We start from the raw sequence: 23,608 nt of genomic DNA on the forward strand, positions 1-23,608 counted from the left end.
CAATCGCCAACCGCAAACGATATGTCCATGGACAGCCGCGATCCTGTCATCGAAATCTCGGACCTGCATTTCGCCTACAACGACAACGCCATTCTCAAGGGCATCGAGCTGGCCGTGCCGCGGGGCAAGGTGTGCGCCATCCTCGGCGCCTCCGGCTGCGGCAAGACCACGCTGCTGCGCCACATCGGCGGCCAACTGCGTCCGCAACGGGGCTTCGTCAAGGTCGATGGCCAGACGGTGCACGAATTGGACAACGACGCGCTGTACCGGCTGCGGCGCAAGATGGGCATGATGTTCCAGGCCGGCGGCTTGTTCTCCGACCTCACCGTCTTCGACAACATCGCCTTTCCGCTGCGGGAGCACACCGACCTGCCGGAGCGCATGATCCGCGACCTGGTGCTCATGAAGCTGGACGCGGTGGGCCTGCGGGGCGCGCGCGACCTCTATCCCAGCGAGCTGTCCGGCGGCATGGCACGCCGCGTGGCGCTCGCCCGCGCCATCGCCATGGACCCCGAGATCCTGATCTACGACGAACCCTTCGCCGGGCTGGATCCCATTTCCCTGAACGTCATCGCCAACTTGATCCGCAAGCTCAACGACGCCCTGGGCGTCACCTCCATCGTGGTCACCTACGACGTGAGCGAGTCCCTCAAAGTGGTGGACTACCTCTACCTGATCCTGGACGGCAAAATCGCCGCCCAGGGGCCCACCGAGGAAATGGTGGCCTCCCCCGACCCCTTCGTGCAGCAATTCCTGCACGCCAAGCCGGAAGGGCCGGTGCCCTTCCACTACCCCGGCCTGGCCTACACCGCCGCCCTGGGCCTGGCCTGACGGGCGGATCCCACAGCCCGCGGGTCAAAGACCCCCTGCGGCGCTAAAGATTTTTTTCCTCCCCGCCGCTATAGCCCCCACAAGGCGCCGGGGGGCGCCGCTATTGGCTACCGTTCCCAATAAGGAGAAAGCACCATGCGCAACAACCAGCCCGTCACCCAGCGGGAATACCCCGTCCGCGCGGACTGTTCCATCATCTCGCACACGGACACCAAGGGGCGCATCACCTATGTCAACGACGACTTTGTGGAATACGCCGGCTTCACGCGGGAAGAGTTGCTCGGCCAGCCCCACAACATCATCCGCCATCCGGACATGCCCGAGGAAGCCTTTCGCGACCTGTGGGCAACACTCAAGGCGGGCCGCGCCTGGCATGGCCTGGTGAAGAACCGCCGCAAGGACGGCGACCACTACTGGGTCAAGGCCACCGTCACGCCCCTGCCGGATGGCAGCGGCTACATGAGCGTGCGGCTTGCCCCGAGCCGCGAGGAAGTGGCCGCCGCTGAATCCCTCTATGCCCGCATGCGCGCGGGCGAGGGCTTCCGCCTCGATGGCGGACGGGTCATCCCGCCTGGTTTGCGCGGTTGGATAACCCGCCTGTCCCTGCGCCTGGCCGATGTGCACCTCTCCACCCGCATCGCGCTGCTCGGGGTGCTGGGTGTGGCCATGAGTGTGATCGTGGCCGTTCAGGCCCACGGCAAAGCGCTGTTCTTCGAGATCGCCGGGGCGGGGGCGCTGTTGATGAGCGTGCTTGCCTTCGACACCTGGCGGCGGGTAAGCAGCGGCCTCAGACAGGCCGTGGCGGTGGCGGACCAGGTGGCGCACGGCGAGTTGCGCATCGACACTCCCAATCTGGGTAAAAACGAGGTGGGGGTGCTCATGGACCGCCTGCAGCAGATGCGCAACCGCCTCTGTGAGCTTGCCATAGAAATGCGCCACAGCGCCAGCCGCATGACCCTGGCCGCCGCCGGCACCGCGGCATCCGCCCAATCCGTGGCCCAGGACGCGGCGAGTGCCTCGGAAGCCACCTCCGCCATGGCGGCCACGGTGGAGGAACTGTCGGTGTCCATGGACCATGTGGAAGCCAACGCCGCTGACGCCCGGCGCGCAGCGGAAACGGCCGGCCAAGCGGCGGAAAATGGCGCGAGAGTCGTACACGAGGCGGCAGGCGAGATCGCCCGTATCGCCGACACCGTGCGCCAGGCCGCCGATGGGATAAACGAGCTGGAAAGCATTTCCGGCGAGATCGGCGCCATCGTCAACACCATCAAGGAAATCGCCGACCAGACCAATCTGCTCGCGCTCAATGCCGCCATCGAGGCCGCCCGCGCCGGCGAGCAGGGGCGTGGCTTTGCCGTCGTCGCCGACGAGGTGAGGAAACTCGCCGAGCGCACCGCCCACTCCACGGTGGAAATCGGCCGCATGGTGGAACGCATCCAGTCCCAGACCCGGGCCGCCACGGGGCAGATGGGCGCCGGGGTCAAGCTGGTGGAAGACGGGGTGGCGGTGGCCAATCAGGCCGGAGACGCGGTGGCGGCCATCCGCCATCAGACCGACGCAGTGCTCGCCGCCATCACGGAAATCGGCGCGGCGCTGAAGGAACAGGCGGAAGCCACCCGGGAAGTGGCGCGCACGGTGGAGCGCGTGGCCCAGGCCTCGGAAAGCACGGCCGGTGCCGCCGGCGAGGCCGCCCACACCAGCCAGGAAATGGGCCAGGTGGCCGAACGCCTGGCGGAGCTCACCGCCCAGTTCCGCACCTGAGGCCCGTTGCTCAGACGATGGCGAATCGGGGAAATACGAAGCGCTTCACCTGATCCAGTATCAGGGCAAAGCCTAGCGTGGCCCCGAGCAGCACGCCCACCAGCGTCCAGGGCACGGCGGCCATCAACAGGCCCAGTCCCGCGAGCAGCGTGACGGCCACCACGTCGGCGAGGCTCGCCCGCAGCATCCAGCGGCCCGGCGCCAGGCTCCACAGCGGCCCGTCGCAGCGCAGCACGTAGACATTGGCCTGGTTGGTGAACACCAGGATCAGAAAGGCCAGGGTCTGCGCCTGCGCCGGATCGAGGCCCCAGGCCGTGCGCCCCCACCAGTAGAAGCCAAACGAGAACACCAGGCACAGCGCGGCGAACACGAATGCCGCGCCCACCAACGCCCCCACGCGCCAGCGCTGGGGCCGCGGCGCCGGCTGCACGCGGTCACCGGCTATGGTCATGGTGACGAAATCGTTGGTGAACAGCAGCAGCACGATGAGCGTCGAGGACATGACGAAGCCGCCGGTGAGCCACAGGCCCAGGGTGAGGAACACCACGATCTCGAAGGTCTTGAGCACCTTGTTCAGGGTGTAGGTGAGCATGCGCCGGTGCACCTCGCGCCCTTCGCGGACCACCGTCAGCACCCCGGCAAGCCCCGGCTCGGTGAGCACTACACCGGCCGCGGCCTTGGCCACGTCGGTGGCACTGGCCACCGCCACCCCCAGTTCCGCCTGACGCAGGGCCGGCGCGTCGTTCACGCCGTCGCCGGTCATGCCGGTCACGTGGCCCCGTTGCTGCAGCGCCTGCACGATGGCGTGCTTGTCTTCCGGCAGTACCCGCGCAAACAGGTCACAGGATTCCACGTCGCGCAGGCCCGCGCCCCGGGCCTCGCACACCCGCTCGCCCAGCCCCAGCTGGGCGCCGATGGCGCGTGCGGTCTCCAGCGCATCGCCGGTGGCCATGTGCACGCGCACGCCCAGGGTGCGCAGGCGGGCGATGAGATCGGCCGCATCGGCCCGCGGGGGATCGGCCAGTCCCACCACGCCCAGCAGGCGCAGATCCTGGGCCTCGCCCGCGGCCACCGCCAGTACCCGCGCCCCGCTCGCGCCGAGCTGCCGTTCCGCCGCCTCCAGCGCCGCTTGACCCGCGGCATCGAGGCGGCATAGCGGGCCGATCACGTTCGCCGCACCCTTGACCGCATGCCAGGCCCGGCCCGCCACCGTATAGATGCCCTCGCTGCGCCGCGTCGTCGGATCGAAGGGGTGGAAGTCCGCGCGCGGCGGCGCATCCCGCAGCAGCCCGCGCGCCCGCGCCGGCACCAGAATGGCGAGGTCGAGCGGGTCCTGGGTGGCGTCGTCGCTGGCCAGGGCGGCCGCGCGCAGCACCGCAGCTTCATCCGCCTCCGGCGCCAGCGGTTTCACGCCGGCCAGGGTCAGGGTGTTCTGGGTCAGCGTGCCGGTCTTGTCCGAGACTAGGGTGTCCATGGCTGCGGCTTCCTCCACCGCCGGCAGCCGCGTCACCAGCACGCCCTTGCGCGACAGGACGAGGCTGGCGAGCGCCGTGGCCAGCGTGTAGGTGGCGGGCAGCGCGACGGGGACGGATGCCACCAGCAGCATCAGGGCGAACTCGGCGCTCTCCAGCAGGGGCAGCCGGTGCCGCAAGGCGTAGATGAGCACCAGGCCCACCAGCAGAGAGTCGAACAGCACCAGGCGCTGGACGATGGCGAAAATGGTGCGCTGCATGTGGCTGGGCGCGCTGGCCGTGCGCACCAGTTCGGCGGTGCGCCCGAAATAGGTGTGCGCTCCGGTGCCGGTGACCTCGCCGCTGGCTTCACCCTGGCGCACCACCGAGCCGGCATAGGCCGGATTGCCTGCGCCCGCCTCCACCGGCAGCGACTCGCCGGTGAGCGCCGACTGGTCCAGGGTCACCGCGCCGTCGAACAGCAACAGGTCGGCGGGCACGATGTCGCCCGCGCGCACGTGGACGATGTCGCCGGGCACCAGATCCTCGGCGGCGATCCGCTGCCACTGCGCGTCGCGCAGCACCCGTGCCGTCACGTGCAGCTGCCGCCGCAGCAAGGCCAGCGCATCCCGCGCGCGGCGCTCCTGCAGGAAGGCGACCCCCGCATTGAACACCAGCAGTGCGGCGATCACCGCCGCTTCCACGTGCCGCCCGAGCAGCAGCTGGAGCAGGATGACCGCCTCCAGCATCCACGGCACCGGCGCCCAGAATTTGGCCAGCAGTTGGCGCCAGAGCGGCACCTTGGCCTCCGCCACGGCGTTGGGGCCATAACGGGCACGGCGGGCGTCGGCCTCCTGGGTGCTCAGGCCGCGACTGCGGTCGGTCCCTGTGGTTTCGGCGGATGGGGTCATGGCGTGGCGCGCGGTGGGGCCGCGCCCCATCCGTCAGCGGGAGGAGGCGCCGGCGGCGTGTCGGCTCCTAGCTGCTGCGGATCAGCAGGACGGGCTTGGTCGCCACCCGCACCACGCCTTCGGCCACGCTGCCCAGAAATACATGGCTGAGGCCGCGCCGGCCGTGGGTGCCCAGCACGATGAGATCGGCGGGCCAGGCTTGGGCCTCTTCCACGATCGCCTCCGGAATGCGATGACCCAGGGTGGTGAGCTCGATCAGCTTGGAATCCGCCTGGACGCCCGCTGCCGCGGCCCGGGCGGTGGCCTTGTCCAGGAGATCGCGGCCGGTTTTGGCCATGGCCTCCCAGATCTCGGCCGGATTGGCGTACTCGGCGTCCCAGTTGAGGATCACCTCATCCACGGCATGCACGATGCGCAGCTGCGCCCCCGTCTCCTTGGCGAGGCGCACGGCCTCCTCGAGCGCGCGGTCGGAAGTGTCGCTGCCGTCGATTGCCACCAAGATACGCTTGTACATTTTTTCTCTCCTCGAGCAAATGGCGTCCAACATGAAAAATGGCCGCCGCGTCCCCTGAACGTTTCGTCAAGCTATTGAGCATTACGTAAGTAGGTGACACCTTTGTGTCGTCCCCGCGAAAGCGGGGACCCAGGAACATGGCGAGGAATACCCTGGATTCCCGCTTTCGCGGGAATGACGTTTGACTTACGCAGCCTGTCAACGACTTACGTAACGCTCAATAGAAACGGAAGGCAGCGCCTGCTTGGCACGCCTAGCGCGGCACGACGCGCGCCGTCTCGCCGCTGCCTTCGATGCGCACCGCCATGCCGGACTTGAGGCGCGCATCCACGGGCTGAACGATGGTGACACTGCCGCCGCTGGTCATCTGCACCGTCACCCGCTGGGCATCCTTCTTTTTCATCTTGCTTTCGGCCACGGTGCCGGCCGCCGCCCCGGCAGCGGCGCCAACCACGGCACCCACGGTGGAGCCGCGCCCCTCCCCGATCTGCGAGCCCAACAGGCCACCGGCCACCGCACCCGCGACAGTGCCGATGCCGAACTTGTAGTCCTCATCCACCTTGATGAGCTCGAGCTGGGTGATCTTGCCGGTACGCTCGCCGTGGACGCTCGCACTTGTTCCCGTCTCGCCATATTTGGGCCCGCCGAGCTGGGGCATCTCGGCGCAGCCGGTGGCCAGAACGGCAGCGGCAAGCCAGGCGATTGCCAATTGCGGTTTCATGCCCTTCTCCTTTGGCTGTCCCGGCCGGTGAATCCGGCCCGTCGATTCAATGTAGACAGCGGGAGCGGGCGAAGCAAGGCGGCCTATCCGAAACGCTGCCCGTGCTCGCGGGTGGCGTGGAAAGCGACCTGGGGCCACTTCTCCATCAGGATGTTCAGGTTGTAGCGGTTGGTGGCCAGATACACCGGGTTGCCGTCCACGTCCTTGGCCATGCGGTTGTACTGCTCGTTCTCGAAATTGCGGCGCGTGGCCTCATCCGGGAAGGTGAGCCAGCGCGCGGTATAGATATCGGCCGCGTCATAGATCGCATCCACCTTGTATTCCGCCTGCAGCCGCGCCGCCACCACCTCGAACTGCAGCTGACCCACCGCGCCCAGCAACAGGTCGCCGCCGCTGAAGGGTTCGAACACCTGGATCGCGCCCTCCTCGCCCAGCTCGCGCAGGCCCTTCTGGAGCTGTTTCGACTTCATGGGATCGCGCGATCGCGCGCTGCGGAAGAGTTCCGGCGCGAAATAGGGAATACCTTTGAACTGGAGCACTTCGCCCTCGGTGAGGGTATCACCGATCTGCAGCTGGCCGTGGTTGTGGATGCCGATGATGTCGCCGGCCACGCCGTCCGCCATGTGCACGCGCTCGTTGGCCATGAAGGTGAGTGCATTGGAAAGCTTCATCTCCCGCTTGAGCCGCATGTGGCTCACCTTCATGCCCGAGCTGTAGCGCCCGGAGCAGATGCGGAAGAAAGCGATGCGGTCGCGGTGCTTGGGGTCCATGTTGGCCTGGATCTTGAACACGAAGCCGGTAAAGGCAGGCTCCGCCGGCTGCACCATGCGCGTGCCGCCATCCCGCGGCTGGGGTGGCGGTGCCCATTCCACCAGCGCCTGCAGGATTTCCTGCACGCCGAAGTTGTTGATAGCGGAACCGAAGAACACCGGCGTCTGCTCTCCGGCGAGGAAGCGCTTTAGATCGAAGGGTGCGCTCGCCCCCTGGATCAGCTCCACGTCCCCCCTCAGGCGCGCCACTTCGTCCGGGAAGGCGGCATCCAGCGCGGGATTGTTCAGGCCTTCGATGACCTCCTGCTGCGCACTCACTTTGTCCTCGCCTGGTGTGAACCGCATCAGGCGCGCGCGCTGCAAATGCCACACGCCCCGGAAGTGTTTGCCCATGCCGATGGGCCAGGTGATGGGCGCGCAGTCGATTTTGAGCACCGACTCGATTTCCTCGATGAGCTCGATGGGCTCGCGCACCTCGCGGTCGAGCTTGTTGACGAAGGTGATGATGGGTGTGTTGCGCAGCCGGCACACCTCCAGGAGCTTGATGGTCTGGGCTTCCACGCCCTTGGCGGCGTCGATCACCATCACCGCCGCGTCCACCGCGGTCAGCACGCGGTAGGTATCTTCGGAAAAGTCCTCGTGGCCGGGGGTGTCCAGCAGGTTGATCACGTGGCCGGCGTATTCGAACTGCATCACCGAGCTGGTGACGGAAATGCCGCGCTGCTTTTCCACTTCCATCCAGTCGGAGGTGGCGTGGCGGCTGCTCTTTCTCGCCTTCACCGTGCCCGCGAGCTGAATGGCGCCGCCAAACAGCAAGAGCTTTTCCGTGAGCGTGGTCTTGCCCGCGTCCGGGTGGGAGATGATGGCGAAGGTGCGGCGGCGGGCCACCTCGCGCAGGCGTTCGGCAGGAAAGGCAGTATCGTTGCTCATGGAAATAGCGAAACAAAAAAACCGCCGGCATGCCGCGCCGACGGTGAAACAGAATTATACCGCGCTATGCCTCGGGCCCGCGCTTGGCGCGATACATGTCGGCATCGGCATGGCGCAGCAGTTCGTCGGTGCGCGCCAGCACCTGCGCCTGGCGGGGCACCGCTTGGGTGAGGGTGAGCCGCCGCGCCTCTTCCCTCTGGCCGGCCTCGTCCAGTTCCAGGACGCGTTCTACGATCAAGGCCACCTCCCGGTTGAGGGCACGGGCGGCGGCGAGCCTGGCCCGCTCCTCCCCATCCTGGGCACGGGCTTCCACCTCGGCGCGAGCCTGCATGAAGCGACTGGCGATCTCACCCATCTGCTGGCGGTATTCGTCGCGACGGAAAGGATCGGTCTCCATGAGCAGCATGTGGAGGCGCAACATGCGTTCTCGCACCGCGAGACGCATTTCGTGGATGAGCGCAAGCCGCGCCTGCTGATCGTCCACGATGGCCTGGACCTGGCTGCGCAGGCCGTGCAGGCTCAGCAAGGCCACCAGGGTGATGGCGGCCAGCAGGACCAGCTCGAAGATAAAGGCCAGTTTGAGCCAGCGGAGAAAACTGCGATGGGTTGGGTCGGTCATGGGTGGAGCGCGCTTTTTCTACTGCTCTCCTCCCCCAATTACGGCTGTCTCTGGCTGGACTTGAGTCCGCTCTACGGCGGGCGCCTCAAGCCACGCCGTGCGCAGCACGGCCAGATGCTCGGCCCGTTGCTGGGCCGTGACGCGCTTTGGCCGCCCGTGTTGCCGGCACACACATTCCCGTTTTCCCAGGGGAGAAACTCGATCCCCATCCCCTGCAGCCGGCTGCGCGGGGCCCCGAGCGCACAGGTCCGCCAGCGCCTGCTTTAGGCGCCGTCGGGCTCGGGCAAGCGGCGGCCAGCCGTCTGGCCCGCTCCGCGATGCCTGCCAGACTGGTCACACCTGGGGCTCAGTCCGACGTGGCCTTGATGCCGGCCCGAGTGAGGAATTCGCGCAGCACCTTGATGTGATCGCGGGTCAGCACGCTGCTGTGATGGGGGTGATGCAAAAAACCCTCCGTACCATTGAGCAACACCTTGAAGCGCGCGCCGTGCGCGGGCTCCACCTTGGCGCCCAGGTGGTGCAGCAGGGACTCGACCTCGCGCCAGTGGATGTTGCCACTCACGGGATCGCGAAACAGCGCCTTGAGAAGTTGGTCGTGCTTGTGACTCATGCCTTCGCTCCTTTGGAGATGCTGCAGAATTTCGTCTATCACCACCTGCTAAAGGATCACAGGCTGCGGGTGTGAGGAATGAAGAGTGGGCCCGCTGGGACTCGAACCCAGGACCAAAGGATTATGAGTCCTCTGCTCTGACCAGCTGAGCTACAGGCCCGTATAACGGAACTGGCCGGGGAACCCGGCCAGCGTCGAACCTTGGCATTCTATGCTTTGCGGGCAGGCGCACGCAACGGGATGGCACGTCGCCGACACCGTGCTTGCGCGCTGGTCGGAAGCAATCTGTCCCGGTTGGCCACGGGTGGGTAGCTGAGCGCTGTCCAGATCAGGCCAAGAGGCAGTACCCTAGCTACCCAGGTGGAGTAAATCCCAGAGAAAAAGCCGGCAGAGCCGGCCTTTTCATCGCTGATCGCGGCAACCCTGCTACGTTTCCGCCCGTTCCACAGGAACGCAGGTGAGACGTTCGAGGAGGCAGCACCTCGCACGGAAGCGGGTTTGCGCCACGCTCACTCGTTGTCGAGGAAGGTGCGTAGGCGCTCGGCGCGGCTGGGATGCCGCAGCTTGCGCAGCGCCTTGGCCTCGATCTGGCGGATGCGTTCGCGGGTGACGTCGAACTGCTTGCCCACCTCTTCCAACGTGTGGTCGGTGTTCATCTCGATGCCGAAGCGCATGCGCAGCACCTTGGCCTCGCGTGGCGTGAGTGATTCCAGCACCTCGCGCGTGGCTTCCCGCAGATTAGCATAGACGGCCGCATCCACCGGCTGCAGGGTCGAAACGTCCTCGATGAAATCGCCCAGATGAGAATCCTCGTCGTCGCCGATGGGCGTCTCCATGGAAATGGGTTCCTTGGAGATCTTGAGGATCTTGCGAATCTTCTCCTCGGGCATTTCCATCTTCTTCGCCAACAGCGCGGGATCGGGCTCCTGACCCGTCTCCTGCAGGATCTGGCGCGAGATGCGATTCATCTTGTTGATGGTCTCGATCATGTGCACCGGAATGCGAATGGTGCGCGCCTGGTCCGCAATGGAGCGGGTGATCGCCTGGCGGATCCACCAGGTGGCGTAAGTGGAAAACTTGTAGCCACGCCGGTATTCGAACTTGTCCACTGCCTTCATCAGGCCGATGTTGCCCTCCTGGATCAGGTCCAGGAACTGCAAACCGCGGTTGGTGTATTTCTTGGCAATGGAGATCACTAGACGCAGGTTCGCCTCGATCATTTCACGCTTGGCGCGGCGCGCCTTGGCCTCGCCGGTTGACATCTGACGCGAGATCTCCTTCAGGTCCTTGATGGGAATGCCCACCTTTGCCTGTACCGCGATCAGCTTCTCCTGCTGATCGAGGATGTCATGCTGGAAGCGCGCCAGCTGCTCCACATAGGGCTTACGCGCCCGCATTTCCTGCGCCAACCATTCGCGGTTCACCTCGTTGCCCGGGAAAGACTTGATGAAGTGGGCGCGCGGCATGCCGCACTTATTCACGCACAGATCCATGATGGCACGCTCGTGGCTGCGCACTTCCTCCACCAGCTTGCGCACGCTGTCGCAGAGATTCTCGATCTGCTTGGCCGTGAAGCGGATACCCATGAGCTCGTTGGAGATCTGATCCTGCAGCTTCTTGTAGCTCTTGCTGTCGGGACCATTTTTCTCCAGCGCCTTGATCATCTTGTTGTACAGCTGACGGATGGTGGCGAAACGCTCCAGCGCATCGGCCTTGAGCTTGAGCAGGCTGGCAGACTGCATGCCGCCGGACTCTTCGTCGTCCTCTTCCACCTCGTCGGCTTCCATGGAGGCTTCGTCGGCCTCGGCCATTTCCTCGCTGACCTCCTCCATGTGGTTGGGGTCGATCAGACCGTCCACGAGCTCGTCGATGCGCATTTCATCCCGCTCGACTTTCTCCGCCAGCGCCAGGATCTCGGCGATGGTGGTGGGACAGGCGGAAATCGCCTGAATCATGTGCTTGAGGCCATCCTCGATGCGCTTGGCGATCTCGATTTCGCCCTCGCGCGTAAGCAGCTCCACCGAGCCCATCTCGCGCATGTACATGCGCACCGGATCGGTGGTGCGGCCGAACTCGGAATCCACGGTGGACAGGGCCTGCTCGGCCTCCTCCACGACATCCTCGTCCGCCACCGCCGGCGTGCTCTCCGTCATGAGCAGCGTCTCGGCATCGGGGGCCTCGTCGAAGACGTTGATGCCCATGTCGTTGATCATCGCCACGATGCTCTCGATCTGCTCGGCGTCAAGCATGTCGTCCGGCAGGTGGTCGTTGATCTCGGCATAGGTCAGGTAGCCGCGCTCCTTGCCCAAGACGATCAGATTTTTAAGGCGCATGCGCCGATCGTCGAGCTCGTTGGATTTGATCTCCTGCTTGTCGTGTTCGCTTGCCATGTCTGCCCGAATCCAGGTTAGGGTTGTCACTGCGCCGAAAAAACCGCGTATTGTAGCCGATTTTCGGCTATCCGCCCACAGCCTTTAGGCGCGGCGCGTGGCCGCAAGTTCCCGCAGCAAAAGCTGTTTTTGCTCCGGTGTCAGGCCTTGGGTACGTTCCAGGGCGAGCAGCCCCTCGATGCGCCGGCGCCGCGCCGCCTCCTCAATGCGCGCCAGGGCGTCGGCGAATTCCCGCTCCAGGTCGAAGCCGTCGTCTAGCAGCAGGGCCTCGGCCGCCACCTCTTCCATGAGGCGGCCCGCCTCGGTATCGCGAAACGCTTCCAGGAGTTGGGCGCCGGTCTCCACGTGGGGATGGGCCGCGAGATATGCAAGCACCTCGCCCACCACCGCGCCTTCCCCATCCTCGGCGGTATCGGCTTGCCACACCACGCCGCGTCCCAAGGCAGGGCGCGCCAACAGCAGGCGCAATAGCTGCCGGTTGCGCGATGGCGCCCGGCGCACCCGCGGCGCGAAACGCGGCGCCGGGCTGGCCAAGTCGCCCGCCCGCTTCAAGGGAGCAGAAAGCAGCGCGGTCAGTTCGGCTGGTGCGAGGCCTACCAGCTCCGCGAGACGTTTGCGCAGCAACATGGCCAAAGCCGGCGCCTGCACCTGTTCGATCAGCGGCCGCGCCTCCTGGAGCAGGCGCGCGCGCCCTTCCTCGCTTTGGATGTCATTACGCGTGGTGAGCTCGCGGAAGAGGAACTGGCTGAGGGGGAGGGCCTGGGCGAGCTGGGCCTCGAACGCCTGTCGTCCGTGGGCACGGATGAAACTGTCCGGGTCTTCTCCCTCGGGGAGGAACAGGAAGGAAAGAGTGGCGCCGTCGGTAAGGGCGGGCAGGCTGTTTTCCAGCGCCCGCCAGGCGGCGAGCCTGCCCGCCGCATCCCCGTCGAAGCAAAACACGATGCGCTCGGCCAGACGCAGCAGACGCTGGACCTGGTGGGGCGTAGTGGCCGTGCCCAGGGTGGCCACCGCGTATTCCACGCCGTGCTGGGCCAAGGCCACCACATCCATGTAGCCTTCCACCACCAGCACGCGCCCCGCCTCGCGGATCGCCCGACGCGCCTGGGCCAGCCCGTAGAGTTCCTGCCCCTTCTGAAACAGGGGCGTCTCGGGAGAATTGAGGTATTTGGGTTCGCCCTGCCCCAGCACCCGGCCACCGAAGCCGATGACATCGCCACGCACATCCAGAATGGGAAACATGATGCGATCGCGGAAACGGTCATAGCGCCGCCCCGTTTCGTGGTCTATCACCAGTCCCGCTTCCGCCAGCACGGGGGATGCAGCATAGTCTGGAAACACCGCCGCCAGGTTCTGCCAGTGGTCTGGCGCGTAGCCGATGCCAAAGCGGGCGGCGATCTCACCCGACAGGCCACGTCGCTTGAGATAGTCGATGGCCCGCGATGAGGCTTTGAGCTGCTGCCGGTAGTAGTGCAGCGCCTGGGCAAGCGCCGCACGCATGGCGGCAAAGCGATCCCTGCCGGCTTCGGGCCTTTCGCCCCTTACGTCCCTTGGCACGGTCAGTCCCACGCTCTGCGCCAGTTGCGCCACCGCTTCGGGAAAACCGATGCCCTGGTATTCCATGAGGAAACCGATGGCCGTGCCATGGGCGCCGCAGCCGAAGCAGTGATAAAACTGCTTGCTCGGGCTCACCGTAAAGGAGGGCGTTTTTTCCTTGTGGAAAGGACAGCACGCACTATAGTTGGCCCCCGCCTTCTTGAGGGGCACATAACGGCCCACCACCTCGACGATGTCGATGCGCTTGAGCAGCTCTTCGATGAAAGATTGGGGAATCATGCCGCCGGCAAGCCCCGCAGCCGGCACACTAGGACAGACGCGCCTTCACCAGGGCCGAAACCTTGCCCATGTCGGCGCGGCCGGCGAGCTTGGGCCGAACGAGATTCATCACCTTGCCCATGTCGGCCATGGTCTTGGCACCGCTTTCGGTGAGGGCATGCTCGACGATGGCCGCCACTTCCTGATCCGAGAGGGGTTGCGGCAGATAAGCCTCGAGCACTTCGATCTCGAATTTCTCCACGTCCGCCAGATCCTGCCGCCCCCCTTTTTCGTACTGGGCAATGGATTCCCGCCGCTGTTTGATCATTTTCTCCACCACGGCGATCACCTGGGCATCATCCAGGCTGATCCGTTCGTCCACCTCACGCTGTTTGATGGCAGCAAGCAACAGCCGCAAGGCGGATAGGCGTGCGCTGTCCTTGGCGCGCATGGCCTGTTTCATGTCTTCGGTGATGCGGTCTTTGAGATTCATGGACGACCTCGCGCGGCTACTATGAGCGTTACGTAAATAGGCGACACCTTTGTGCCTTGCCCGCAAAAGCGGGGAGCCAGGAAAACAGCCAAGAATACTTTGGATTCCCGCTTTCGCTGGAAGGACAGTTTCCTTCCGCGGCCTGACTACTACTTTCGTAAAGCTCGCTTAAGTGGTTTCCTGGAGTGCATTTCGGCCTGGGCAGGCGAAAGATGGGGTGTTTCGAATGTTAGCACCGGCAACCGGCTTTTGACACGAAAGCTTAAAGAAATCCCTGTTTCGGCCGCTATTTTCAATTTACTCCGCTCAGCGTGGCCTGTGCCACCCAACGAAATGGCGAAATCTGTCTTCTCTGGTCTGCGGCTAAAACTGGTGGCCATCACGGCGGTTGGGGTGGCGCTCGCCTCCACCGTGCTGGGCACGTGGCGTGTCTCCCTGGAAAAGCAGCGGCTGCAGGCAGAACTCACCCGCTTGGGCCAGGAGCGCGCGGCTCTCATCGCGGAGGCGGTGGCCAATCTGGTAGTGGGCTACGACTACTCCAACATGGAATCCCTGGCCGAGCGCATCGTCAACCAGGCCGATGTGCAGCAGCTGGTGGTCCGCAACCGCGACGGCAAGATCATGGTGCTACGCAACCGCCCCGCCTTGCCAGGCCAACCCGTGCTCAGCTTTCGGGTGCCGGTGCGGTTTGGTGACACGTCGGTGGGCGAGGTGGAGCTCGCCGTCTCCCTTGCCCGTCTTGACCAGGAAATTGCCCGCCTCTATCGCGACGTGCTGGTGGAACAACTCTTCTTCGCCGTTTTCCTGGGGCTCGTAATTTATCTCGGCACCTCGCGCCTGATCGTGCGTCCCGTGACTCGCCTGACCCGCCACATGCAGGCGCTGGCAGACCAGCCCGAGGCAGCCCCCTTGCCCGAACCACACAGCCGTGACGAGATCGGGGACCTCGCACGGGTGTTCAACCGGCTGCAAAGCCGCGTGCGCGAAGCCCAGCAGCGCCTGCGGGAGAAGATCGACCTGGCGGGCACGGCCCTGATGCAGACCAACGAGCAATTGCAGGCGCGTACCCGGGAGCTGGAGGAACGCACGCGCGAGCTGGAAAAGGCCTTGGCCCTGGTGGAAAAGCTGGCCGTCACCGATAGCCTCACGGAGCTACGCAACCGGCGCTATTTCGACGACAGCCTGGCGGCTGCCTTCGCCCGCGCCCAGCGTTTCGGTGAAGCCCTGTGTCTAGTCCTAGCCGACGTGGACCATTTCAAGACCATCAACGACAACCACGGTCATGCCGCGGGCGATGCGGTGCTCCAGGCGTTGGCCGCGGCCTTTCGCAACCGGGTCCGGGACACCGACGTGGTGGCGCGCCTGGGCGGTGATGAGTTCGCCTTCCTGCTCTACCACACTACCCTGAAGGAGGCTGAAATCTTTTGCGCCGACCTCCTCAGCCTCGCCGCGCAACTGCGCTTTGACTTTCAGGGGCAGGCGGTCTCGGTGCGCCTATCCATTGGCTACGCCTGCATTAGCCGCGCCACCCCTAGCGTAGAAGCGCTCTACGGCGCCGCGGACGAGGCGCTTTACGAGGCCAAGCGCCGCGGCCGCGCCCAGGCAGTGGGGTATCCATTCCAAGCCACATCCACTTGAGGAGGCCAGCGCATGCAAAACCCGAACCTGCATCCGATGCCCCGTATTCTCTTCGCCCTGGTGCTCCTGGCCGCGGCCGCGCTTTGCCGCGCCGCCGACCGGGAACCGCTCTATCTCGGTTCGGTGGCCATGGACACGCCGGCGGAAATGGTGCGCCGACTCACGCCCCTAGCCGACTATCTGGGTCGGCGCACGGGCTTGCGTGTAGAGTTCCGGGCCTCGCCGGATCTGGGTTCGGCGGTGCAAGAGCTGGGACGCAATCTCACCCAGATCGCCTATCTCACGCCGGTGGCCTATCTGGAGGCACGCGAGCAGTACAACGCCCAGCCGCTGGTGGCGCCTTTAACCCGCGGCAAGACCACCTTCCACCTGGTGATCGCCACCCGCGCCGACAGTCCCTACCGGCGTACGACGGACCTGCGCGGCAAGCGCTTCGCCTTCGGCGACCCCAAGGCCCTCTTGCAACGTGCGGTGGTGGTGGAAAGCGGCATCCGCCTGGAAGAATTCAGCAGCTACGCGTTTCTCAAGCACTACGACAACATCGCCAAGGCAGTGCTGAACCAGGATTTCGACGCGGGCATCCTCAAGGACACCGTGTACGAACAATACGAGCCGCACGGGTTGCGGCGGCTTTACACCTCGCCGCCCCTGCCCTCCTATCTGTTCGCGGTGAGTGAGCGTCTGCCTCCGGCCACGGTGGCGAAACTGAAAGCGGCCTTCCTGGAACTCAAGGCCTCCAACCCTCAACACAAGGCGATTCTGCGCGAGCTGGACGCAGGCTATGAGGGCTTCGAGCCGGTGGAAGACCGTGACTACGACCTGATCCGCCGCATGACCGCCCCCTTCAGGACGCAGTGAGAGGCGCAAAAAAAGCGCCGGGTTCTCAATCCGGCGCGTCTTGCCTGTGTCAACAGCGGCCGGGCTAAAGCCCCGGCAGGGGAATCAGTACAGCTTGGGCGGCAACATTTGGCTACGCAGGCGCTTGTAGTGGCGCTTGATCGCCGCCGCCATCTTGCGCTTGCGCTCGGCCGTGGGCTTTTCGTAATACTCGCGAGCACGCAGCTCCGTGAGCAGGCCGCTCTTCTCGATGGTGCGCTTGAAGCGGCGCAGGGCCACGTCAAAGGGCTCGTTCTCTTTCACTCGTACGACAGGCATCAAACCACCTCGGTTGGAAATCCGGTAAAAACCGCAATCCTAGCAACAAAGCCGAGCCAAGACAAGGCGCGGGGGCCGCGGCCAGGGTAGAATCCGCACCATGCGCGTATTGGGCATTGAGACCTCCTGCGACGAGACCGGGCTTGCCATCTATGACACGGCGCGCGGGCTGCTCGCCCATGCCCTGCATTCCCAGGTGCGCATGCACGAGGAATACGGCGGGGTGGTGCCGGAACTCGCCTCGCGCGACCACATCCGCCGCGTATTGCCCCTGACGCGCCAGGTGCTTATGCAGGCAGGCCTTACACCCTGGGAGCTGGACGCCATCGCCTACACACAAGGGCCAGGCCTGGCGGGGGCGCTGCTGGTGGGCGCGGCGGTGGCCTGCGGCCTGGGCTATGCGCTCAACCGACCCGTGGTGGGGGTGCACCACCTGGAGGGCCATCTGCTCGCGCCGCTATTGGAGAATGAGCCGCCCGCCTTTCCCTTCGTCGCCCTGCTGGTGTCCGGTGGCCACACCCAGCTGATGGCAGTGGAAGGCGTGGGGCGTTACCGGCTCCTGGGCGAAACGCTGGACGATGCCGCGGGCGAAGCCTTCGATAAGACGGCCAAGCTGCTGGGCCTGGGCTATCCCGGCGGGCCAGCGCTGGCGCGTCTGGCGGCGGAAGGCCGGCCCGGACGCATCCGCCTGCCGCGTCCCATGCTTAATAGCGCCGATCTGGACTTCAGCTTCAGCGGTCTCAAGACGGCCGTGCTGCAGTGGGCCCGCGATCACGTGCTGGATCATGAGACCCGGGCCGACCTTGCCGCCGAGGTGCAGGAGGCCATCACCGAGGTGCTGGAAAGCAAGGCCTTGGCCGCGGTCAGAAGCACCGGCATGACCCGCTTGGTGGTGGCGGGCGGTGTCGGCGCCAATGCTCGCCTGCGGCAGCGTCTCGATGCAGCAGCCAAGAGGGCGGGCGTGACGGTGTTCTATCCGCGGCTCGAATTCTGCACCGACAACGGCGCCATGATCGCCTTCGCGGGTGCCCTGCGCCTCGCCCAAGCCCGGCGCGACTATGGATTCGACGTGCGGCCGCGCTGGGATCTGGCCAGCCTGCGCCCGCCCGCCTAAGGCATCACGGTCGCCCATGCAGGCGGGCGACCCACTCCATGAACCAGCCGCTCCCGGTGAGCCGGGCGACCTCTTCCGGATAGAAGAGAATGGCATACAGGAGCGAGAGCACGAGTAGCAACAGGAGGTGGCCGAACAGTCCTTCCGGCTTGAGCACGCCCCAGTAGCGCATGACGAGGAACATCAGATCCTTTTTGTGCTCGGACATGCGTCGATAGCGCCTAAACCACGCCACCAGCAAATACACCCCGTAGCCCCCCGCCAGCGCCACGACCACCGCGCGAAACACGCCGAACAGGTCCATCGTCCCCCCCAGCACCCGGTGATACATGAGGGAGACCCAGCCCATGACGAAGGCCGCCGCCACCGCGATCAGGACGTTGGCGATGAGCCGGCGCCGCTCCCGCGCCAGATCCCGCTGGCGCTGCAAGAAAAAGCCATCGATCTCCTGCTTGAGGTATTCCACCTTGTCCTGCACCAGACTGGCGATTTCCTCCCGGGCCAGGGCGATGCGCGCATCCAGGGTGGCGCCCAACCGCTCCGCCGCGTAGTCCACCAGCTCCTTCACGTCGGACTTGGTAAACTGCCGCTGGCTGTGGAGTTCCTCGGAGATCTTTTCCAATTTGCTGTCCACTTCGCGACTCGCGCCCATGATGATGTCGCGCAGTTCCCGGCTGGCGAGGGCAATGCCCTCATGCACCGTCTCGCCCAGCTGCTCGCCGGCCTTGGCAATGGCGTGTTCCGCGACCTTTTCCAGGCTCTCGCGGGCATAGTCCATCTCTTTTTCGAACCAGGCCATGACGATTCTTCAGGGCATCACTCGGGGGGCATGTCCTGCGGCCGCGGCGCGGGTTTGCCGAAGCCGGTCTCCTCGCCTCTGAGCAGCTTGCGGATGTTGCTTTTGTGGCGCCAAACCAGGAGCGCGGCAAGGATGATCACCATGCCGACAAAGGTAGGCTTCAGCCACAGGGCGGCGAACAAGGGCGTAAACAGTGCCGCCACCAGCGCGGAAAGCGAAGAAATGCGAAACATGGCGAAGGTGATGAGCCAACTCCCCGCCACGCTCAGACCGAGCCAAGGGCTGACAGCGAGCAGGATGCCAAATGCGGTGGCCACGCCCTTGCCACCTTGGAAGCCGAAGAACACCGGAAAAAGATGGCCCAGGAAGACGGCAATCCCCGCCGCCGCCACCCAGGCGTCCGACAGTCCCCACGCAGGGCCGTAGTGGAGGGCGGCGGCCATCACCAGCCAACCCTTGGCGGCATCCGCCACCAGCGTGAGCGCTGCGGCGGCACGGTGCCCCGTCCGCAAGACGTTGGTGGCGCCGGGATTGCCAGAGCCGTAGGAACGGGGATCGGGCAGACCAAACAGCCGGCTGACGATGACGGCAAAGGAGAGGGAGCCCACCAGGTAGGCGCTTACGAGCAAGGCTATCGTGGCCATGACAAAACCGGCTAAAATGCGGGATTTTTTGATTTTACTTTAGTTTTCCGTGGACATCATTTTCCTGCACGACTTCCGGCTCGAGCTTTTGATCGGCATTTACCCTTGGGAGCGGCACATGCCCCAGACCGTACAGCTCGATTTGGAGATCGGCCTGCCCTCCAGCCGCGCCGGCGAAACCGACCGCATCGACGACACCATCGACTATGGGGCGGTGGTGGCGCGCCTCAAAGAAAGCCTCGCCAAGCGCCACTTCGATTTGCTGGAAGCCCTGGCGGAACACATCGCCCAGATCCTGCGCGAAGAATTCGGTGCGCCCTGGGTGCGCGTCACCGTCACCAAGCTGGGCATGCTCAAGGACATTCGCCGCGTGGGACTGACCATCGAGCGCGGCGACCGCCAACCGGCTTGAAGCCGTGGAATACGTCTTCGCCACCGCCGTCCTGTTGCTCGCTTATTTCGTGCGCGGCTTGTCGGGGTTCGGCTCCGGCCTGGTGGCGGTACCCCTTTTGGCCCTTGCGTTTCCGCTCACCTGGGTGGTGCCCTTCATGCTGCTCATGGATTTCACGGCCTCGGCCATCCTGGGACGGGCCAATCGCCATTTGGTGCGCTGGCAGGAACTGATGCCGCTCGCGCCCGGCAGCGTGGTGGGGGTGGTCTTTGGCGCAAGCCTTTTGCTCACTCTGGACCGCCAGGTGCTGCTCACCAGCCTGGGGTTGCTGGTGATGCTGTTTTCCCTGCGCAACCTCCTCGATCTACACGGTGGCCGCCCCATCTCGCGCCTGTGGGCGTTGCCGGCGAGTTTCGTCGGCGGGACGGTGAGCGCCCTGTTCGGCACGGGTGGTCCACCCTATGTCATCTACCTGAGCCATCGGCTGCGCGATAAGTCCGCCTTTCGCGCCACGACCTCCGTGTTATTCCTGCTGGAGGGCGGCTTACGGGGCGCGGTGTTCGTTGCCAGCGGCCTCATCCAGCCCCGCGTGCTGCTGGGCTATGCCCTGGCACTGCCGCTCATGGCCTTGGGCCTGTGGGCAGGCAGCCGGGTGCACCTGGGACTCGACAATTCCCAGATGACGCGGGTGATTGGCGGCCTGCTGCTGGTGAGCAGCGCCGCCTTGCTGTGGAAAGCCGCGCACTAGCCCCGCGGGTGGTGGCGGGCGTGGAGCTCTTTCATGCGCTCCCGCGCCACATGGGTATAGATCTGCGTGGTGGAGATGTCGGCATGCCCCAACAGCATCTGCACCACCCGCAGGTCAGCGCCGTGGTTCAGCAGATGCGTGGCGAAGGCATGGCGCAGGGTATGGGGCGACAGGGGCCGCTCGATGCCCGCGCGAGCCGCATAGCGCTTGATCAGATTCCAAAACATCTGGCGTGTCATGGGGCGCCCGCGCTGGGTGACGAACAACGCGTCCGACATCTTGGCTGCCAGCAGTAGGCCGCGTGCCTCGGCAAGGTAGCGCGCCAGCCACGCCACTGCGACTTCCCCGAGCGGCACCAAACGCTCCTTGGCACCCTTGCCCATCACCCGCACCACGCCCGCGTCCAAGCTAAGCTGATTGAGCTTAAGCCCCACCAGCTCGCTCACGCGCAGGCCGGTGGCATAGAGCGTCTCCAGCATGGCGCGGTCGCGCAAGCCCAAGGGCGTGGTGGCATCGGGCGCTGCGAGGAGCGCTTCCACCTCCCCTTCGTTGAGACTCTTGGGCAGGGCGCGCGGTAGGCGCGGCCGCTCCACGTCCAGGGTGGGGTCCCGCTGGATGCGCCCCAGGCGCAGCAAATACTGGTAGAAGCGCCTCACGCTGGAAAGCAGCCGGCCCGTGCTAGTTGCCTTCATGCGCGCCGCCTGATCGGCGAGAAAGGCGAGCAATGCCCCCCGGTCGAGGTTGACCAGCGTGGACCCCCGCGCCTCCGCCCAGGCGGCGAGCTTGGCCAGATCGCGCCGGTAGGCCGCCAGGGTGTTGCGCGCCAGGCGCTCCTCGAGCCAGAGGCTATCGCAAAATTCGTCCAGCAACGCCTGGGTGGCGGCGGATTCCGGGATGGGTTCAGGCCGCGCCGCGTTCATGGCGCAATAACCAGTCCTTGATGGCGAGGGCCGGCCCCGCGCTCTGGTTCATGAAACCGCCCGGGCCGGCCCGCGCCACCACGCGATGACAGGGAATCACGAGCGGGATGGGATTGGCGCCACAGGCCTGCCCGACGGCGCGCGCACTGGAACCCACCCGCCGCGCCAGTTCGCCATAGGTCATGACCTGGCCAGCCGGGATGCCCACCAGGGCCTGCCAGACCCGGCGCTGGTGAGCCGTGCCGGCCGGCGCCATGGGCAGGGTGAACAAGTGGCGTGGATCGCCAAAATAGGCCTCGATCTCGCCCACCACGCGTGCCGCGAAGGGCTCCCGCGGCCACGCAAGTGGGGTCTCATGGGGCAGGAAATCGATGGCCACCAGGCACTGGCCTTGGGTGCGAATGCCCAGCACACCAAAGGGAGCGGCGATCACCGCCTGGTAATGGCCACTCATGGCCCACGCCGCTTACCCGCGCTCTTACCCGCGGCCTGGGAGGCTGCACGCGTAGGCGGCTTGCCGGCCGACGCGGGGAGGCTCGCCATGCGCTGCTGGAAAGCCAGGGTGTCTTCACCGAGGCCCGCACGCTCCAGATTCTTCACCGCCATGCGCATGGCCTGGGCGGCGAGGCCGTCCATGGGACCGCCATCCGTGGCAAGGGCGGCCTGCACGGCATAGTCCGCCGCCAGATCGAAGCGTCCGGCGTGCTCTGCGTAGCGCGCCGCCGCGAGCCAGCCGAGGCGATGGCCTTGGCGCACTTCCTCGCTCGCCCTTACGGCGAAACGCACGCCTGCTTCGGCGTCCGGCGCCGCACCGCCCCACGGACTTCGCGCCAGAAGCGCCACCGCCGTCTCCAGCCGACCCGCGTCGAGCAGCCCCGCAAACAGCCGCTGCCGGGCCGTCGCGCGCGTGGCGGGCTGGGCTGCGGATTGGGCGAGATAGGCATACAGGGCGCGCGCTTTGAGGGCATCCCCCGGCAACAAGCCCGCTGCCACCGCCAGCCAAGAAGCGTCGTCACCCTGCAGAAGCTGGGCGCGGTTAGCCGTGGCTTCGCCCAGGGCGAGATAAGCCTGCCACAGCGCGCCCAGCCGGTCGGCCTGCCCGGCCGCGACCTGCCGCTCCAGGGCATCCAGATGCAGCTCGGCATCGCCCTGGCGCTGCGCGGCATCGGCCAGCACCCGCAGCCAGGTGAGCGCCTGGGGCTGGCTCGCCAGCGCCGCTTGGGCACGGCTGCGTGCGGTGTCGGGCGGCACAAGCCCGGTGGCCAAGGCCAGCGCCGTGGCCGTGGCCCCCGCGGGATCCAGGGCCTTAAGCCAGGTAAGAGCCTCCAGCGCCCGCCCCTCCGCCAGCAGGCCCTCCACGAATTCCGTAGCCACCTCCCGGGGCAGGGGCGAGAAGTCCTGCTGGTAGCGCAGCATGGCGCGGTAGGCCTCGTCGGGCCGGTGCTCGACGAGCCAAGAGCGGATCACCAGCCGCCGTGCCCACCGGTGGTTCTCGGCCGACAAGGGAAAACGCCATAACAGGCGCGCCAGCTGGGCGCGCGCCGCCGCCCCCTCGCCCCGTTCCAGATGGGCCCAAGCGGCGTGACCCAGTGCCTTTTGCCGGAGATCGTCCGGCACGTTGGAGGGCAAGAGCGCCACCCGCTGCAGCAGGGCATCCCGCTGACCGAGGAGGGAAAGCAGGGTAAGTCGCAGGGATTCCCATTGCGCCCAGTCCGGCGCATCGGTGCGCGCAGGCTGGTCGCGTTCCACCCGCGCCAGAGCCAGCCGGGGCAGACCGTTTTGCAGAAACTGCTGGGCGGTGGCAAGCGAGTCGGCGAAAACCGCCGGGGCGGGCAACAGCATTAGACAAGCGAGAAGGCGGCAGAACAGCAGGCGGAGCATGGGCCGCATTCTATGCCGCGAGCGGCGGCCAGGCAAAAGAGGACGGGCAAGCGCCTGGGGCGCCCGTCGCCCAACCCCGCGCTGGGGCGCGCCGGTGCTGTCCCTTACTTGGCCGCCGCCTCGCGGTTCTTGTTGGAGAGTTTTTCTTTGATGCGCGCCGACTTGCCGGAACGCTCACGCAAGTAGTAGAGCTTGGCGCGCGCCACGTCGCCCTTGCGCTTGACCTCGATGGCGGCGACCGTGGGTGAGTAGGTTTGGAAGGTACGCTCCACCCCTTCGCCGGAAGAAATCTTGCGCACGATGAAGGAAGAGTTGAGACCGCGGTTGCGCTTGGCGATCACCACGCCCTCGAAGGCCTGCAGCCGCTCACGGTTGCCTTCCTTCACCTTCACCTGTACCACCACGGTGTCGCCAGGGGCGAAGTCCGGGATGGTCTTGCCCAGGCGGGCGATTTCTTCCGCTTCGATTTGCTGAATGAGGTTCATGCTCTTGCTCCTTGTTACCC

Annotated in this window: 23 protein-coding genes and 1 tRNA gene; 7 read left to right on the plus strand and 17 right to left on the minus strand. The window is 65.9% G+C overall.

Features of this window, described 5'->3' with window-relative positions; all coding sequences use genetic code 11:
• Positions 1-27 precede the first annotated feature (27 nt).
• Positions 28-831, plus strand: a complete 804-nt coding sequence (locus V6E02_RS06430; protein ID WP_347307957.1) for an ABC transporter ATP-binding protein — start codon at positions 28-30, stop codon at positions 829-831.
• Between the two features lie 135 nt (positions 832-966).
• The gene (locus V6E02_RS06435; RefSeq protein WP_347307958.1) at positions 967-2,592 is read left to right on the plus strand and encodes a methyl-accepting chemotaxis protein; all 1,626 of its coding nucleotides are present in this window, start codon (positions 967-969) and stop codon (positions 2,590-2,592) included.
• A 10-nt stretch (positions 2,593-2,602) separates the two neighbouring features.
• Here the strand turns inward: V6E02_RS06435 and V6E02_RS06440 are convergent, their stop codons facing one another.
• The 10 genes from V6E02_RS06440 to V6E02_RS06485 all read right to left on the minus strand — a co-directional run bounded on the left by V6E02_RS06440 (position 2,603) and on the right by V6E02_RS06485 (position 13,813).
• Positions 2,603-4,954, minus strand: a complete 2,352-nt coding sequence (locus tag V6E02_RS06440; protein ID WP_347307959.1) for a plasma-membrane proton-efflux P-type ATPase — start codon at positions 4,952-4,954, stop codon at positions 2,603-2,605.
• 67 nt (positions 4,955-5,021) lie between these two features.
• Positions 5,022-5,468: a universal stress protein gene (locus V6E02_RS06445; RefSeq protein ID WP_347307960.1), complete on the minus strand. Its 447-nt coding sequence runs from the start codon at positions 5,466-5,468 to the stop codon at positions 5,022-5,024.
• A 253-nt stretch (positions 5,469-5,721) separates the two neighbouring features.
• Positions 5,722-6,189, minus strand: coding sequence for an outer membrane lipoprotein (locus V6E02_RS06450; RefSeq protein WP_347307961.1), 468 nt, complete (start codon positions 6,187-6,189; stop codon positions 5,722-5,724).
• An 83-nt stretch (positions 6,190-6,272) separates the two neighbouring features.
• The gene (locus V6E02_RS06455; RefSeq protein ID WP_347307962.1) at positions 6,273-7,889 is read right to left on the minus strand and encodes a peptide chain release factor 3; all 1,617 of its coding nucleotides are present in this window, start codon (positions 7,887-7,889) and stop codon (positions 6,273-6,275) included.
• A 64-nt stretch (positions 7,890-7,953) separates the two neighbouring features.
• Positions 7,954-8,508, minus strand: coding sequence for an MCP four helix bundle domain-containing protein (locus tag V6E02_RS06460; RefSeq protein WP_347307963.1), 555 nt, complete (start codon positions 8,506-8,508; stop codon positions 7,954-7,956).
• 346 nt (positions 8,509-8,854) lie between these two features.
• Positions 8,855-9,118, minus strand: coding sequence for a type II toxin-antitoxin system HicA family toxin (locus V6E02_RS06465; RefSeq protein WP_347307964.1), 264 nt, complete (start codon positions 9,116-9,118; stop codon positions 8,855-8,857).
• Between the two features lie 86 nt (positions 9,119-9,204).
• Positions 9,205-9,278: transfer RNA gene (locus tag V6E02_RS06470), tRNA-Ile, on the minus strand.
• Positions 9,279-9,627: 349 nt separating this feature from the next.
• Positions 9,628-11,508, minus strand: coding sequence for an RNA polymerase sigma factor RpoD (gene rpoD / locus V6E02_RS06475; RefSeq protein WP_347307965.1), 1,881 nt, complete (start codon positions 11,506-11,508; stop codon positions 9,628-9,630).
• 84 nt (positions 11,509-11,592) lie between these two features.
• Positions 11,593-13,341, minus strand: coding sequence for a DNA primase (gene dnaG / locus V6E02_RS06480; protein WP_347307966.1), 1,749 nt, complete (start codon positions 13,339-13,341; stop codon positions 11,593-11,595).
• Positions 13,342-13,369: 28 nt separating this feature from the next.
• Positions 13,370-13,813 (minus strand): GatB/YqeY domain-containing protein, encoded by a 444-nt coding sequence (locus tag V6E02_RS06485; RefSeq protein ID WP_347307967.1) that lies wholly within the window; start codon positions 13,811-13,813, stop codon positions 13,370-13,372.
• Positions 13,814-14,146: 333 nt separating this feature from the next.
• On the opposite strand from V6E02_RS06485, the gene V6E02_RS06490 reads away from it, so the two are divergent.
• Together V6E02_RS06490 and V6E02_RS06495 are read left to right on the plus strand one after the other, a co-directional pair.
• Positions 14,147-15,451: a GGDEF domain-containing protein gene (locus V6E02_RS06490; protein ID WP_347307968.1), complete on the plus strand. Its 1,305-nt coding sequence runs from the start codon at positions 14,147-14,149 to the stop codon at positions 15,449-15,451.
• Between the two features lie 12 nt (positions 15,452-15,463).
• Positions 15,464-16,309, plus strand: coding sequence for a PhnD/SsuA/transferrin family substrate-binding protein (locus V6E02_RS06495; RefSeq protein ID WP_347307969.1), 846 nt, complete (start codon positions 15,464-15,466; stop codon positions 16,307-16,309).
• A gap of 84 nt (positions 16,310-16,393) precedes the next feature.
• Here the strand turns inward: V6E02_RS06495 and rpsU are convergent, their stop codons facing one another.
• Positions 16,394-16,606 (minus strand): 30S ribosomal protein S21, encoded by a 213-nt coding sequence (gene rpsU, locus V6E02_RS06500; RefSeq protein ID WP_347307970.1) that lies wholly within the window; start codon positions 16,604-16,606, stop codon positions 16,394-16,396.
• Positions 16,607-16,706: 100 nt separating this feature from the next.
• Between rpsU and tsaD the strand changes: the two genes are divergently transcribed.
• A complete protein-coding gene (gene tsaD / locus V6E02_RS06505) occupies positions 16,707-17,720 on the plus strand; it encodes a tRNA (adenosine(37)-N6)-threonylcarbamoyltransferase complex transferase subunit TsaD (protein ID WP_347307971.1) in 1,014 nt (337 codons plus the stop codon).
• Between the two features lie 4 nt (positions 17,721-17,724).
• Here tsaD and V6E02_RS06510 read toward each other — a convergent pair whose 3' ends face one another.
• Both V6E02_RS06510 and plsY read right to left on the minus strand, forming a co-directional pair.
• Positions 17,725-18,519 (minus strand): hypothetical protein, encoded by a 795-nt coding sequence (locus V6E02_RS06510; RefSeq protein ID WP_347307972.1) that lies wholly within the window; start codon positions 18,517-18,519, stop codon positions 17,725-17,727.
• A 17-nt stretch (positions 18,520-18,536) separates the two neighbouring features.
• Positions 18,537-19,163 (minus strand): glycerol-3-phosphate 1-O-acyltransferase PlsY, encoded by a 627-nt coding sequence (gene plsY / locus V6E02_RS06515; RefSeq protein ID WP_347307973.1) that lies wholly within the window; start codon positions 19,161-19,163, stop codon positions 18,537-18,539.
• Between the two features lie 49 nt (positions 19,164-19,212).
• Between plsY and V6E02_RS06520 the strand changes: the two genes are divergently transcribed.
• Positions 19,213-19,575 carry a dihydroneopterin aldolase gene (locus V6E02_RS06520; protein ID WP_347307974.1) on the plus strand — a complete coding sequence of 121 codons (363 nt, stop codon included), beginning with the start codon at positions 19,213-19,215 and terminating at the stop codon, positions 19,573-19,575.
• A gap of 4 nt (positions 19,576-19,579) precedes the next feature.
• Positions 19,580-20,302 carry a sulfite exporter TauE/SafE family protein gene (locus tag V6E02_RS06525; protein ID WP_347307975.1) on the plus strand — a complete coding sequence of 241 codons (723 nt, stop codon included), beginning with the start codon at positions 19,580-19,582 and terminating at the stop codon, positions 20,300-20,302.
• Here V6E02_RS06525 and xerD read toward each other — a convergent pair.
• From xerD to rplS, 4 genes are all read right to left on the minus strand, one after another.
• Positions 20,299-21,222, minus strand: a complete 924-nt coding sequence (gene xerD / locus V6E02_RS06530) for a site-specific tyrosine recombinase XerD (RefSeq protein ID WP_347307976.1) — start codon at positions 21,220-21,222, stop codon at positions 20,299-20,301. The genes V6E02_RS06525 and xerD overlap by 4 nt on opposite strands.
• The gene (locus V6E02_RS06535; RefSeq protein ID WP_347307977.1) at positions 21,203-21,676 is read right to left on the minus strand and encodes a methylated-DNA--[protein]-cysteine S-methyltransferase; all 474 of its coding nucleotides are present in this window, start codon (positions 21,674-21,676) and stop codon (positions 21,203-21,205) included. Before V6E02_RS06535 ends, xerD begins: the two co-directional genes overlap by 20 nt.
• On the minus strand, positions 21,673-23,103 hold the full coding sequence (locus V6E02_RS06540) for a hypothetical protein (protein WP_347307978.1): 1,431 nt from the start codon (positions 23,101-23,103) through the stop codon (positions 21,673-21,675). Before V6E02_RS06540 ends, V6E02_RS06535 begins: the two co-directional genes overlap by 4 nt.
• A gap of 104 nt (positions 23,104-23,207) precedes the next feature.
• Positions 23,208-23,588 (minus strand): 50S ribosomal protein L19, encoded by a 381-nt coding sequence (gene rplS / locus V6E02_RS06545; RefSeq protein WP_347307979.1) that lies wholly within the window; start codon positions 23,586-23,588, stop codon positions 23,208-23,210.
• Between the last annotated feature and the right edge of the window lie 20 nt (positions 23,589-23,608).

Origin of the sequence: Thiobacter sp. AK1 (genome assembly GCF_039822265.1) — a bacterium.
GTDB lineage: Bacteria > Pseudomonadota > Gammaproteobacteria > Burkholderiales > Thiobacteraceae > Thiobacter > Thiobacter aerophilum.

Bases quoted from the DNA above. Each gene is read 5' to 3' on its own strand.
- V6E02_RS06430 (WP_347307957.1), top strand. From the start codon at position 28: ATGGACAGCCGCGATCCTGTCATCGAAATCTCGGACCTGCATTTCGCC.
- V6E02_RS06435 (WP_347307958.1), top strand. From the start codon at position 967: ATGCGCAACAACCAGCCCGTCACCCAGCGGGAATACCCCGTCCGCGCG.
- V6E02_RS06440 (WP_347307959.1), bottom strand. From the start codon at position 4,954: ATGACCCCATCCGCCGAAACCACAGGGACCGACCGCAGTCGCGGCCTG.
- V6E02_RS06445 (WP_347307960.1), bottom strand. From the start codon at position 5,468: ATGTACAAGCGTATCTTGGTGGCAATCGACGGCAGCGACACTTCCGAC.
- V6E02_RS06450 (WP_347307961.1), bottom strand. From the start codon at position 6,189: ATGAAACCGCAATTGGCAATCGCCTGGCTTGCCGCTGCCGTTCTGGCC.
- V6E02_RS06455 (WP_347307962.1), bottom strand. From the start codon at position 7,889: ATGAGCAACGATACTGCCTTTCCTGCCGAACGCCTGCGCGAGGTGGCC.
- V6E02_RS06460 (WP_347307963.1), bottom strand. From the start codon at position 8,508: ATGACCGACCCAACCCATCGCAGTTTTCTCCGCTGGCTCAAACTGGCC.
- V6E02_RS06465 (WP_347307964.1), bottom strand. From the start codon at position 9,118: ATGAGTCACAAGCACGACCAACTTCTCAAGGCGCTGTTTCGCGATCCC.
- rpoD (WP_347307965.1), bottom strand. From the start codon at position 11,508: ATGGCAAGCGAACACGACAAGCAGGAGATCAAATCCAACGAGCTCGAC.
- dnaG (WP_347307966.1), bottom strand. From the start codon at position 13,341: ATGATTCCCCAATCTTTCATCGAAGAGCTGCTCAAGCGCATCGACATC.
- V6E02_RS06485 (WP_347307967.1), bottom strand. From the start codon at position 13,813: ATGAATCTCAAAGACCGCATCACCGAAGACATGAAACAGGCCATGCGC.
- V6E02_RS06490 (WP_347307968.1), top strand. From the start codon at position 14,147: ATGGCGAAATCTGTCTTCTCTGGTCTGCGGCTAAAACTGGTGGCCATC.
- V6E02_RS06495 (WP_347307969.1), top strand. From the start codon at position 15,464: ATGCAAAACCCGAACCTGCATCCGATGCCCCGTATTCTCTTCGCCCTG.
- rpsU (WP_347307970.1), bottom strand. From the start codon at position 16,606: ATGCCTGTCGTACGAGTGAAAGAGAACGAGCCCTTTGACGTGGCCCTG.
- tsaD (WP_347307971.1), top strand. From the start codon at position 16,707: ATGCGCGTATTGGGCATTGAGACCTCCTGCGACGAGACCGGGCTTGCC.
- V6E02_RS06510 (WP_347307972.1), bottom strand. From the start codon at position 18,519: ATGGCCTGGTTCGAAAAAGAGATGGACTATGCCCGCGAGAGCCTGGAA.
- plsY (WP_347307973.1), bottom strand. From the start codon at position 19,163: ATGGCCACGATAGCCTTGCTCGTAAGCGCCTACCTGGTGGGCTCCCTC.
- xerD (WP_347307976.1), bottom strand. From the start codon at position 21,222: ATGAACGCGGCGCGGCCTGAACCCATCCCGGAATCCGCCGCCACCCAG.
- V6E02_RS06535 (WP_347307977.1), bottom strand. From the start codon at position 21,676: ATGAGTGGCCATTACCAGGCGGTGATCGCCGCTCCCTTTGGTGTGCTG.
- V6E02_RS06540 (WP_347307978.1), bottom strand. From the start codon at position 23,103: ATGCTCCGCCTGCTGTTCTGCCGCCTTCTCGCTTGTCTAATGCTGTTG.
- rplS (WP_347307979.1), bottom strand. From the start codon at position 23,588: ATGAACCTCATTCAGCAAATCGAAGCGGAAGAAATCGCCCGCCTGGGC.